6 protein-coding genes are annotated in these 12,986 nt (G+C 39.9%); 1 reads left to right on the top strand and 5 read right to left on the bottom strand.

All coding sequences use genetic code 11. The features are described from left to right. Window positions 1-95 precede the first annotated feature (95 nt). Together H6F42_RS21695 and H6F42_RS19460 are read right to left on the bottom strand one after the other, a co-directional pair. A complete protein-coding gene (locus H6F42_RS21695; protein WP_199289202.1) occupies window positions 96-3,017 on the bottom strand; it encodes a GAF domain-containing protein in 2,922 nt (973 codons plus the stop codon). 31 nt (window positions 3,018-3,048) lie between these two features. Beyond that, on the bottom strand, window positions 3,049-8,925 hold the full coding sequence (locus H6F42_RS19460; RefSeq protein WP_190401046.1) for an AAA family ATPase: 5,877 nt from the start codon (window positions 8,923-8,925) through the stop codon (window positions 3,049-3,051). 381 nt (window positions 8,926-9,306) lie between these two features. Between H6F42_RS19460 and H6F42_RS19455 the strand changes: the two genes are divergently transcribed. Continuing rightward, entirely contained in the window at window positions 9,307-11,091 is a 1,785-nt protein-coding gene (locus H6F42_RS19455) for a DUF3685 domain-containing protein (RefSeq protein ID WP_190401045.1), read from the top strand. Between the two features lie 45 nt (window positions 11,092-11,136). Here H6F42_RS19455 and H6F42_RS19450 read toward each other — a convergent pair whose 3' ends face one another. The 3 genes from H6F42_RS19450 to H6F42_RS19440 all read right to left on the bottom strand — a co-directional run bounded on the left by H6F42_RS19450 (window position 11,137) and on the right by H6F42_RS19440 (window position 12,828). After that, window positions 11,137-11,574, bottom strand: a complete 438-nt coding sequence (locus H6F42_RS19450) for an HHL1-like protein (protein ID WP_190401044.1) — start codon at window positions 11,572-11,574, stop codon at window positions 11,137-11,139. Between the two features lie 227 nt (window positions 11,575-11,801). Further along, complete coding sequence (locus tag H6F42_RS19445) at window positions 11,802-12,290, bottom strand: AAC(3)-I family aminoglycoside N-acetyltransferase (protein WP_190401043.1); 489 nt, start codon at window positions 12,288-12,290, stop codon at window positions 11,802-11,804. 13 nt (window positions 12,291-12,303) lie between these two features. Beyond that, window positions 12,304-12,828 carry a DUF1993 domain-containing protein gene (locus tag H6F42_RS19440; RefSeq protein ID WP_190401042.1) on the bottom strand — a complete coding sequence of 175 codons (525 nt, stop codon included), beginning with the start codon at window positions 12,826-12,828 and terminating at the stop codon, window positions 12,304-12,306. Between the last annotated feature and the right edge of the window lie 158 nt (window positions 12,829-12,986).

Here is a 12,986-nt window from a genome sequence, read left to right as displayed (position 1 = left end):
AAGATTAATTTAGGTTATTCGCTAAGTAGCTGGACGCAATTATATAAACCCTCAAGGCTGTGGCGTACGGTGTACGTCATAGCCTTGGGGCTTAGCTACTTATCAGGAATTGTGAAGTAGAAAGTCGCGCCTTGATTAACGGCTGCCTCAGCCCAAATACGTCCGCCATGACGTTGAACGATTCTTTGGGCGATCGCCAGTCCAATGCCAGTTCCTTCAAATTCTTGTTCAAGATGCATTCTTTGAAATACTCCAAATAACTTGTCAGCATATTGCATATCAAATCCAGCTCCATTATCGCGAATAAAGTAGATAATTTCCTGATTGTGAGACTGAACCCCGATCTTAATCTGGGCGTTGGCAATTTTGCTGGTGTATTTAACTGCATTGGAAATGAGATTAATCCATACTTGAGTGAGCAGTGAACTGTCGGCTTGACAATCAGGCAAATCATCAACGCTCACCTCAACTTGTCGATTATTAATCTCGGCATCAAAGTCTTTTAAGATTCTCTGTACCATGCTGTTAATTGAAATGGACTGACGGGAGATTTCCTTGCGATTTAAGCGCGATAAATTTAAGAGGTCATCAATTAGTTCTCCCATGCGTTGGGCATTATCTCGTACTACCTTGATAAATCGATTACCTTCACTATCTAGGCGATCGCCATAATCCTCTTGCAATATGCGCGAAAATCCATCGATCGCCCTCAATGGTGCACGGAGGTCATGGGAAACAGAATAGGCAAAAGATTCGAGATCTTTATTAGCAGATTCTAGCTCAGCAGTACGCTGCGACACACGATTTTCGAGTTGTTCGTTGAGATGCTGTAAAGATTGTTCGTTTTGGCGAAGGTTAACGACTAGTTCACTTTGAAATATCGCAATACTCAATTGGTTTGCTAATTGCAATAGAAACTCAATCTCAAAGGGTAGCCACTGACGTGGGCGATCGCATTGATGCACAACTAACAATCCCCAAAGCTGATCAGCTTGTAAAATTGGCACAATGATGTTTGCCTTGACATCAAATTGTTTAAGGAAATCAAGATAACAAGATTTAAGCTCGCAATTAGCGATGTCATTAATTACGCTGATACGCCCATGAACATAATCATTTATACAATCAGGAAAACAAGGATCAAATATTTTAAAACCAATTAAAGCTGGATAAGTTGAAACTACAGATTCTTCTACAACATCTCCTGTTAAATCGGGATTGATTTGATAAATAAATACGCGATCGGTTTGGAGGATTTTGTGGATTTCGATAACTGTTCTATGCAGAATTTCTTTAAGTTCAATAGATTGACGGATTGTTAGGGTAACTTTTGCAAAAATTTCTATACGACGATTTTGTTCACTCAAATCTTGAGTTCGTTCTTGAACACGCAATTCCAAAAGTTCATTAGCTTGATTAATTTCTCGAAATTTCTGTTGCAAACTAGAAGACATGGCACGGAAATTCTTGATTAATATTACTAACTCCGTAACTGAGCTGCGTAGCCAATAGATTGGTTCTTGATCTAGGAGTTTATTTGGTAAGTTGGTGGTAATTTCTGCTAACTGGAGTAACGGTTTTGCTATTTGACGACTGACTAGAGCTGCTAAAATTAGCGCTAATGCTGACACTGATAGCAATATCGCCATGTTACGAGTGTGAATACGTTCAATTTGCTGGACATAGGGTTTTGCGGCGATCTGGACAACCATTGTCCAAGGGAAATTTGTATTTAATTTAAATTCTTTTATAAACTGAGATTTTTGCCACTGTACCATTACGAGATAGCTGCTTTTGACTGAAAGTACATGGTAAGAATTTTCATCAATTTGACTGATTTTGCCATCTTTGCGCCAGTCAAATTTTGGATTGCCAATTAATTCTGATTTGGTGCTAGAAGCAACAGTCTGCTGTTGATCGAGCAGTAAAATATCTAAATTTTCTCCGTCTAAACTAGACTGAAATAAATTTGTCAGTTTGCTTAAATCTATCTCGCTTAAAACCGCACCCACGAATTTACCATCCCGTTTTATTGGCACACCTAATAAAGCGATTGCGAATTTAGATCTATCGGGTTGAAACATTACAGGCGAGAGAATAGGCTGAGGCGTTTTCTTAAGCTGCTCGAAATAGTCATTTTGATTAAAAGCGCTTTCAACTATCTTATTATCACTGTTAAAATCAAAAACAGTAGTTCCTGTTTCATCTAAAAAGTAAATATGTTTGAAATCAGGAAAGTTAAGTCGCGTAAATGCAACTCTTTGGCGAATTAAGTTGTTCTGTATTGGTGTAGTTGATGCTAATTCGGCAAGTCCATTTGCTGCCACTAACCGTCTTTCATACCAGCCTTGTGCTTCAACAATTAAATAACGCGATGCATCATTTAGATTTAAGCGAACTGTATTTTTAATATCATCAACGACCTGATTGCTTGAAAGAACAATTAACAAAAGTGTGGGGACTGATACAAATAAAACTAATAAATTAAAAAGAGTTTGTTGTAATGATAAATTGTTGATCGAGGCAGGTCGTTTTATCCAATGATGAATCGGCAAGTGAGTAAGCATTAAACTTGCCATGAGTGCATTAAAAATCCCATTGACAGGTTGCTTCATTAAAATAATCAAAACTTGAGTTTGATCAATGCCCAGAATCACCCCGTAAAATAACCAGACTAATGGCATTCCAATTAATAGCCAAAAAAGCGCATCGAGCAAAACAATATTATTTTGCTGTCGATTATGAAATAGCCATCCCACAAATAATGCTTCGGCGGTAAAAGTTACGGTGGTATAGGGATGATGCCAAATTACATAAGTACAATATCCCGCAATAAACCCTGCTAAGGTTCCCCATCTTAAGCCATAGAGACAAACCACAATCCAAACAGCGATCGAACCAAATATAAAATCAATATCAAAAAATAACGTCCAGCGACAATAGTTTCCGACAAATCCCGTGATTATAAGAATGATTAAGGCGATCGCTGGGCGACTGAGAAACAACTTTGATTTCAAATTTTTTATTAAGTTCATTTTTATCTACAACTTAGTCAGGAACTGTGAAGTAGAAAGTCGCGCCTTGATTAACGGCTGCCTCAGCCCAAATACGTCCGCCATGACGTTGAACAATTCTTTGGGCGATCGCCAGTCCAATGCCAGTTCCTTCAAATTCTTGTTCAAGATGCATTCTTTGAAATACTCCAAATAACTTGTCAGCATATTGCATATCAAATCCAGCTCCATTATCGCGAATAAAGTAGATAATTTCCTGATTGTGGGACTGAACCCCGATCTTAATTTGGGCGTTGGCAATTTTGCTGGTGTATTTCACTGCATTGGAAATGAGGTTAATCCATACTTGAGTGAGCAGTGAACTGTCTGCTTGACAATCAGGCAAATCATCAACGCTCACCTCAACTTGTCGATTATTAATCTCGGTATCAAAATCTTTTAAGATTCTCTGTACCATGCTGTTAATTGAAATGGACTGACGGGAGATTTCCTTGCGATTTAAGCGCGACAAATTTAAGAGGTCATCAATTAGTTCTCCCATGCGTTGGGCATTATCTCGTACTACCTTGATAAATCGATTACCTTCACTATCTAGGCGATCGCCATAATCCTCTTGCAATATGCGCGAAAACCCGACAATCGCCCTAAGCGGTGCACGTAAATCATGGGAAACAGAATAGGCAAAAGACTCCAATTCTTTATTAGCAGCTTCTAGTTGAGCCGTGCGTTGATTTACCCTCATTTCTAAGGATTGATTTAGTTCATACAAAGCCTTATTGGCGGATTCGCGCTGAAGTTCTGCCGATGCTCTTGCCGCAAATACTTGTAAGATATTGCCAAACCTTTCGATGTCCCGAAGTGGTTCCGTATCGAGAATACATAAATTGCCGATCCCTCGACCCTGCGTATCCTTCAGCGCAATTCCCATATAGCTATCGGCTCTCATATGGACGAGATCTAAATCTTCGGGAAACATTTGCTGCACAAGGCTATTACAGATAAATTCGCCATGATTTAAAGCGATTTCACAGGGCGTTTGGGCGGGAAGATAAGAGATAGAAGGTAGCAGCACTCCGTTGGCACAAAATCCGAGAGTGTGCAGTTTGTTATCCACTAGTTCAGTCACTAATGCATATTTAACATTTAAGGCTTCAGCGATGTGTTGGGCTAAAGCCTTGAAAAAATCATCCCCTGTAACTGCCGAAGTTCCAGCTACGATATTTTGTAAAGTTCTTTCCGATCGCTGGAGGGCAATTTCTCGTTCTTGTTGCTGCTGTAATAGCTTTGCCTTAATGATGGAAATCGCGGCATGAAAAGAAAGTAAGTGTAAAATCTCTACCCTATTTGGAGTAAAGGCTTGGGCAACTAAATTGTTTTCTAAAAGCACAATGGCGATGAGTTTGCCTTGGTTGATCAAGGGCATACATAAAAGTGATTTTGTCTGATGTCGCCTAATCCATGAATCATTTTGAAAATCGCCTTCATGGGTGGCATCGTGAAGCACAATCTTTTCATGGGTACGAATTACATAATTTACTAAAGATACAGGGACTAAAGTTTCTTGATCTTGACTAGTCGCGGTCAGATCGATGGGTTGCGACTGGACTACTTGAACATTTTGATCGTTAATAGATTTGACGGCTTCTATCTGCCATTGCCATTCATTCTCTATTTCCATATTGGAGGAATCAATAAAGATCTGAGTTGGCAAGAGTAGATATCCTATCTGTGCGCCTGCATTCTCAATGAGAATACTCATCAGTAATTCCAGTAAGCGCTCCAGATTAATTTCACTGGCGATCGCTTGAGAGGATTTCAATACTGCACTTAGTTCTAGATGTTCTAATTTACTAGAGGATGATTGAGTCAGGCTAGGATTTGTGGTGGGCTTAGGTTTTTTTGTAGTAGTTGTCAGTTCGGTAGTAATGTGGGCGAGTAGTTGCGGATATTCATTTTTGAGATGTTGAATTTTCGCTAGCCCACCCCATTGCAAATAGGCATATTGGGCTTCCAGCATATAGGCTTTAGCAATCACCACCTTGTTTTGGGCTAGATAAAACTTAGCGGCTAGTTCGTTGGCAAGGGCTTCTTCTTGGATATATTGATTAGCCTTAGCGGAGGCGATCGCCTGATCGTATAAATCCATCGCTTCTAGTCTCTGTCCAGAAATTCGCGCTAATTCGGCACGCAGCAGTTGACAGCGATGACTAAAGTTAGAAGGAGCGTGGGTAGCCCAAAAATCAAGCTTTTCGAGATCTTGAGTAAATTCTTGGTAAATCTCAGAATCCGCTTCTTTTATTTCATCAGCAGTCAAGAGAGTTAAGGCATGGTAGAAATAAAAAGCCGTAGATTGAATTGCGCCCACCAGCCCCGTACTATATTGCTTGGCAAGTTTGGCGATCGCGATCGCCTCCTGTGATTGCCCAAAGTGATAGGTCAAAATCAACTTCTGCACATAAAAAGTCCCAATGGAATAGCGATCGCCTGCGGCTATATGCAAAGGTAATCGCTCCTCTTCGTTATAAACCGCACCCTTTAAGAGCAGTGGATTCTCGGCTTCGCCCAGCCAGTTTAAAACAGCCTGCTGCCCAATTTGATGGAAATTGAGGGCTATTTCCTGTTTTAAAAGCGCGATCGCCTCGCCATAGTTCTGCATATCTTGCTTAACTTTGAGGAGATTTTCGCCGCCAAAATAGGCTAGCTGGCAGTGGTTATATACACAATAAGCCGCAAATTCTAGATCGCCAGATTCGAGTCCCGCTTGATAGCCCTCAAGTAAGGGGGCTAAGCATTGCCGCACGCTCTCTTGCCAAGGTCGGACAAAGTGATAGATCAGATTGAATATTTTGGCTTTAAATCCAAGGGCATGGGACTTATTCATCAGGGCTAGCGCAATATCGGCTGCTTGATTACCTGCCACGATGTCATCGCCTACACATAAAATTAAGCCGTAAGTAGAGAAAGCATAGGCTGTTTCTAAGGTGTTGCCAAATCCTAAGGAAAGCTCTACCTGCTTCAGAACGATAAGGGGATACAGCGCAGGCGAACCAATGTAAGCCGCCGAAGCCATATTACTCAAAATCTTCATAGCCGCCAGAATGAATTTATCGCTCATTTGGGGCAAGGCTAAGACATTCCCGACAATGGCTATAATTTGGGCAATATTGGCTAGGGATTGCTGCATTGTTTCAGATTGTGGCTGCTGCGGCAAATCTACGCTCAAATGATGCAGCATATCTAAGGCAATCGCGATCGCTTCTCCCAATCGATTTCGCGCAATTAAGGATTGAATCTGGACTTCTACAAATTTAGCGCGATCGAGGATGTCTCGAATATGGTCAGATGCAATCGCGGACATTTCATCAACGCGATCAAATCTTCCCGCTAAACAAGCGAGAGTGGTGGCTTCTAGATATAAATCCTGTGTTAATTGGGGCTGATCTGTCCAAGGCTCATCACCTAAAAGTTGTAAACCTACTTCACAATATTGCAAACCTGATTCATAGGCATAGGATAGCCTTGCTTTATGACCTGCCCTCAGATTGAGTCTGGCTATATAAACACGGGAATCTGACTCCGCGACCTCTTGAATACCTAAACGAAATTGATTGACAATCATAAAAATCTGATGGTCAAAGCTATCTTGAAGGATGTTTTCTAGGAAATTAGCGCTTGAGATAGTACTGGATTTAGTAAGGGATGTAGCACTGGATTTCGACTTAGCCAGTAAATCTTCTAACAATAGTTTGCCAATTTCATAATGCAATAGCGCTTTATCTGCTTCGGGAATTAACGAATAAGCCGCTTGCTGAATGCGATCGTGGGCAAATTTATAAATGATATGAGATTTAGTTTGGCTAAATTCGATGCTGTAATAAAGTGATTGAGGATTATGCCCCAAAGTTAAGATCAGCCCCTCCGCGATCGCCTCCATCAAACTATGCATAGTCTCAACTGGGGAGAGTTCAGCTAACATACCTAAAGTTTCAATATCAAATTGATTACCAATACAGGCGGCAATTTGTAATAAATATTGGGTGCGATCGCGGAGTCTGAGGATTTTGTCAGCCATGAAACTCACCACATTGTCAGTGATTTCTCGCTCCTGAATTTTGGTAATCGACCATTGCCAACGTCGAGATAGGTAATCAAAATTAATTAAGCGATCGTCATACAGCGACTTAAGAAATTCATTCATAAAAAACGGATTGCCACCTGTCTTTTGTTGCAGTAGTTCCGCCAAGGCAGAGGAATCTTCTGGAGAACAATGTAATGTATCGGCAATAAGCTGATTAACATCAAAAATATTTAATTCTGACAAATAAAGATGATTGATTATTCCATTATCTTGCCGAATAAGTTCCATGATTTGCATCATCGGATGAGCAGCATTTACTTCATTATCGCGATAGGCTCCAATTAAAAGTAGAGATTTTTTTGCCGAGGAAGAAGCTAAATTTTTTAATAACTCTAAAGAGGCAAGATCAGCCCATTGCAAATCATCCAGAAAGATCACCAAAGGATGTTCAGGCTGAGCAAATAGGCTAATAAAATTTTGAAAGGCTAAATTGAAACGATTTCGCGATTCACTTGCAGATATGTTTTTGTCTATATCCACCTCCGAACTAGGCGATGTATCTCCTAAAATTATTGACAAGTTGGGAATCACCTGTGTAATTAAATGGCTATTAGCCCCTAAAGTATCCCTAAGTTTAATACGCCAATTGTTCAGCGATTCAGCGCTCTCAGTGAGAAGATATTTAATTAGATTTTGAAAAGCTTGAATAAAAGCTGAATAGGGAATATTACGCTGATATTGATCAAATTTACCTGTTATAAAATAACCGTGATTTTTAGTAATTGCCTTGAGAAATTCTTGAACTAATCTAGATTTTCCAATGCCAGAGTAGCCTGAGACTAAAATAATCTCTAGGCGATCGCTAGGTTTATCTCGATCCACAATTCGCTCCATTGCAGATGATAAAACTTTGACTTCTTCTGTTCTGCCATAAAGCTTTTCGGAAATCAAAAACTTATCAGCAATATCCTGTATTGCTAACTCAAAAGGCTCAATTACTCCTTGAGTCTGTAACATCTTTAAGCATTCTTCTAGATCTGCCTTTACGCCCCACGCACTTTGATATCTTTGTTCCGCATTCTTGGCTAGTAGTTTTAAGATGATGTCCGATAGAATGGGAGGAAGTTGAGCATCAATTAAATTTAAGGGGATTGGCTCTAGGGCTAAATGTTGATGAATTAGCTCTAATTGATCCTCAGACTGAAATGGTAATCTTTGGGTTAATATTTGATAAAAAGTGACACCCATCCCATAGAGATCAGTCCGATAATCCAGCGATCGATTCATCCGTCCTGTTTGCTCAGGAGACATATAGGCTAAAGTACCTTCTAGATAATCATTTTGTCCAGCAACTAAGGAGGTTTCCTTTTGTATGGATGAAGCTATACCAAAATCAATGATTTTTAGTTGATTAGTATTTGCATTAATAACTATATTTGACGGATTAATATCCTTGTGAATAATATTCGCTGAATGAATTTGAATCACTCCTTCACAAATTTGAATGGCTAACTTTAATTTCTGCTCTAGTTCTAGCTCATTTTCTGTCAAAAAGTCACTTAGAGATTCTCCACCAAAATCCTCTAAAATGATCGCAAATCCATTTTGATAGGGGATTAAATCATAAGCCTCAACAATAAAATCTGAGCTAAGTTTTTTGGTGATTTCATACTCTAATTTATATCGGCCCATTAATTGGGAAGTAGTAAATTCGGTCATCAAAATTTTAATTACTATGGGCAAGCTATCTTGCTGACGAATAGCTCGATAAACATGAGAATTATTGCTTTCGTAAATTTTCTCGGCGATCGTATATCCAGTTATATTAAGCATTGTTTTATAGTTCGGTGATATTTTTATTGAGCTATACGCATGGAAATTTTAGTTTAGTTATAAGTAGCTGGGCATAATTAAAGCCCAGAACCAAAACCTGTGGCGCACGCGCAGCGTGCGCCACAGGTTTTGGGGTTTTATATTTAATCGAGTTGTGGCGCTTTGCGCCACAATTCGTCTTCTGGTTTTGTGACCTCACAAGAATGGCAGCAGCCATATAACTCTCGTTTATAACTAATATAGCAATCTTATTTCATTTATGAAAAAGGCAAGAGGCTTAAGCCCCTTGTGATAAGCTTCTGTTTCTCATGACTCATTTAGGATTGCTATATACTTTCAAAAGAATTCAATACAGCTCAAAGTAATCTAATAAAATAGCCAATGAGTAATGATATATATAGACTAATGCTGATTGATGGCGATCGCATTTTTCGTCTGGGAATGCGCTCTTGGCTGGAACAGTTCGCAGATATATCAATTGTCGCTGAAGCGAATGCTGCGGAAATTGCCTTAGAGATTTTGAGCCAAGAAATACCCAAAACTTCAGAGGGGAAATTAGAACTTGATTTAGTATTACTCGATCTTAACTTGAACGAGTCGCTAGAGCCTATCGGGGAAATTAATAAATCTCAAGGGGCAGGAGGCTTGGCGCTAGGTCAGAAATTGAAAGCCACATATCCCCATTTGCCTATTCTGCTACTAACTTCGTCACTGCGATCTGACTTGGTAGCGATCGCCTTACGTTCAGGGATTGAAGGCGTTTGCCTCAAAGCAACTCCGCCCGAAGAGTTAATTAGAGCTATTCGCCAAGTTGCCACAGGGCATCAATACTATCGCGATCGCGATAGTTTAGGAATAGAACTAAGTGAAAGACAAGTTACCAATCTTCCCAATGAACCTGTGAGCGTTTTAGCAATTATCCGAAACAATTTCTATTTATCTGGACTCAAACGCATTGATCGCGAGTTAACGCAAATACAAGCTCAAATCACCGCAAATCTGGGCGTAGAAAATCCATTAAGCGATCGCTTAAGTCAAATGGTTTTGGCAGGTCAAGCAAGGGAATTACAAGCGGCACGTTGGCTCATAAATCAACTATGGGGTACAAAAAAAATATCTAACAATGTAGAAAGAGAAATTTCTCAACCTTCCGTAGAAGTCGTTGATGATTTAAATAAAGAACGAAACCCCAATAATCTGAATAATATTTTGGCTGTTCAAGCGAGTTTGTGGGATCTTACCGTTACTAAACTACAGGCTAATTTAAGCAATATCAGTAAAACCTCCTTAGAAATTGATATTCTCAAAGAGGATAAGAAACGCGAACTTCTATATATTGCCCTGCGACAGGTAGAGAATAGCTTGACAGAACTTCGCTTTGCCCAAATTCAACCATCACAACTAGGCGAACAAATCCCAACTATCTTAAAAAATATTTGGCAAGAAACGGTCATTAACTTTTTTGGTAAATATTATCGAGTTAGTGACCCCATTGATTCAGAAATAAATATTGTTGATGTCTTACTCAAAGATATCGATATTGTTCAAGTAGAAATTCTCGATAAAATACCGCAGCTAGATAATTTGATTTCTCACTTATTGTTTAATACAGAATTAATAATTAACAATTCCAGTGCTGCTATTGGAACGCCCGAAGCAATGCAAAGAGCCGAATTAATCTTAGATAATTTAATTATCCAAATTGCCAATGCTGTTATTCAGCCATTATTAAATCACTTTGCAGATTTAGAAGAAATCAAGCAAAAGTTTTATCGTTATAACCTTTTGGCTACCCGTGAGATTGAGCGTTTTCGCAATGACCTTTCTTGGAAATATCGCTTAGAAAAATATATTACCGATCCTCAATTAATCTTTGAGAGTCGCCATATTCTCTTTGTCTTTGCCAATCCCTGTATAAGAAAAGTAAGTATCTACGCACCACGTAGTTTAGAGCTTGAGCAATTAGAAGGAGTTCAACTTGCCGTAACTTTAGTGTTAGAACTACAGGACGCGATCGCGCCCAGACTAAAATCTGCGCTCAGGTTTCTGGGTAGTGGATTTGTATATGTCTTAACTAATGTGATTGGGCAAGGGATAGGCTTGATTGGACGAGGTGTGTTGCAAGGGATTGGAAATGCTTGGCAAGACAATCGCTCCAAGAAGTAATGAATATATGTCGCCTGCATAGCAGGCAACATATATTCATTACTTCTATTTAGACTTCTTCGTGACGCTATTAAAATATTCCTTAGCCTTTGCAAAAGCATATTTCACCTTGTCTCCAATCGTCGGCTTAGGAAGAACGGCTACGGTGATTTCCTCATCAGGAAATTCCTTCAGACGGTAGCCATACTCAAGATCCTCTTTGAACTTCCGCAGGATGGGATAGAGCCGCACCGCACCTTTGAACAGAGCGTCCTCTTGTTGAAAAATAGCTCGACTGATTTGATTACTACGTTCCACTGCCATCGAACCCGCAGGAACCCATTCTTTGCCCTTGATCCGAATATAAATATTGAACTCAGGCAAACCCTTGTCTTTCATCTCGTCATATTTATTGGCAGCGACTTGATGCTTGTTGGGTGTTTTTTTCTTTTTCTTAGGCTGACCAGAAGTCTGGGCAAATCCAGTTGGTTTAGTTACAGGCATAGCTTAACCTTTGTTTTTTAAAATAGTTTTGAGTTGTTTGGTATATGCTGCCTTCACAGCACACACCAAATCTTGGTAATTACTAAATGTCTTTACAAAAGTTTACTTTAGTAGATGACTTAAACACAATCATTCTTTAAGTAGGTAGTCCAAACGCCAAGAACGCCATAGACCTCAAACTTAGCTTAAAAGTAATATCCACGGCGATCGCTAAGTCAGCGAAAGATCTAGTCCTCAAGGCGATCGCTAGCATCGTCAACAGCAATATCAAAATGAAGTACATCTTCACGCACACCAAGCTTTGTATAGAGTGCGATCGCAGGGTCATCGCCGATATCTGCCTGTACAAAAATAACGTAAGCTGCTCGTGCTACAGCAATTTTCTTTAATTCCTGAATTAATGCTGTGGCAATGCCTTCACGCCGATGTTCTGCGGCAACAGCTAGATCATAAATATAGATTTCACTCCGCTCTTGTTCAAATTTCTGAAGTTCATAAGCGGTGAGACCTCCGACTACTGCTCCATTTTTTAGCGCTGCAAGTGCGATGAAATAATCGCTACCCAGCAAGCGCTTGAGATAGGCATCGCTTGGACGAGATGAGCTATAGGTATCAACTTCCTCAAAGGCTTCACCAAAGACAGTTAATAATCCTTCCATAAGTGCCAAGTCGTTGGCGGAAAGCTGCTGAATGCTAATTGTTTCGGATAATGACATTTTTCACTCTATGTTATGAGTTACCTTGGGTCTTTACGAAAGGCATCAAATGCCTCATAAAATCGCGCTTACCTATGGGTACTCCTTCCATACGTAAAATGTCGTATGCTGTCGTCAAATGGAAGTAAAAGTTTGGCATTAGAAAATCGTCCACGTATGAGAGTCCAGATAGTTCGAGGTATAGACCTTGCCCAAGTTCAACTCGCTTGGTCTCTGACAGCGTAGCGTCAGGAACATCGATACTTGCTAACAGTTCCTGAGTGGAGGAAATATGACCACGAGCCTCACCTAAAGATGCTAAGTCAGGGGGCAAGTTGTTCGGCGATTGTCCAAAGCACCACAATGCGAAGTTGCGAGGCTGATTGCAAGTAAATACAATTTGTGTGCCGAAGGGAAACATATCGGGAGCTATACGGCGCTGCAATATAGACTCCACATCGGTTCCGAAATGGCTCTCCGCTAACGTTAAGAAATGGCTCAACGTGTCGAGTCTAGAACTAAAGATATTTTGTAGCGCTTTGATCTGCTGATTTTCCATTTTACTTTTTATATATTTCTTGATGTCTCTTCTTTAATTTTACATGGCGTTGTTGCATAAAAGAGGGATGGAAGGGTAGATTAAATATAAATAAGGATGGCAAAACAGCCAATGAAAGAGCAATATCAGATCCGCAACTGGTCAGAGTATAACGCAGG

Origin of the sequence: Pseudanabaena sp. FACHB-1998, assembly GCF_014696355.1 — a bacterium.
Taxonomy (GTDB): domain Bacteria; phylum Cyanobacteriota; class Cyanobacteriia; order Pseudanabaenales; family Pseudanabaenaceae; genus Pseudanabaena.
The sequence above is the reverse complement of the archived record's forward strand: the minus strand, read 5'-3'. Positions and strand labels throughout refer to the sequence as shown.

Coding starts and splice junctions, on each gene's coding strand:
- H6F42_RS19440 (WP_190401042.1), bottom strand. CDS start 12,828: ATGGAAAATCAGCAGATCAAAGCGCTACAAAATATCTTTAGTTCTAGA.
- H6F42_RS19445 (WP_190401043.1), bottom strand. CDS start 12,290: ATGTCATTATCCGAAACAATTAGCATTCAGCAGCTTTCCGCCAACGAC.
- H6F42_RS19455 (WP_190401045.1), top strand. CDS start 9,307: ATGAGTAATGATATATATAGACTAATGCTGATTGATGGCGATCGCATT.
- H6F42_RS19450 (WP_190401044.1), bottom strand. CDS start 11,574: ATGCCTGTAACTAAACCAACTGGATTTGCCCAGACTTCTGGTCAGCCT.
- H6F42_RS19460 (WP_190401046.1), bottom strand. CDS start 8,925: ATGCTTAATATAACTGGATATACGATCGCCGAGAAAATTTACGAAAGC.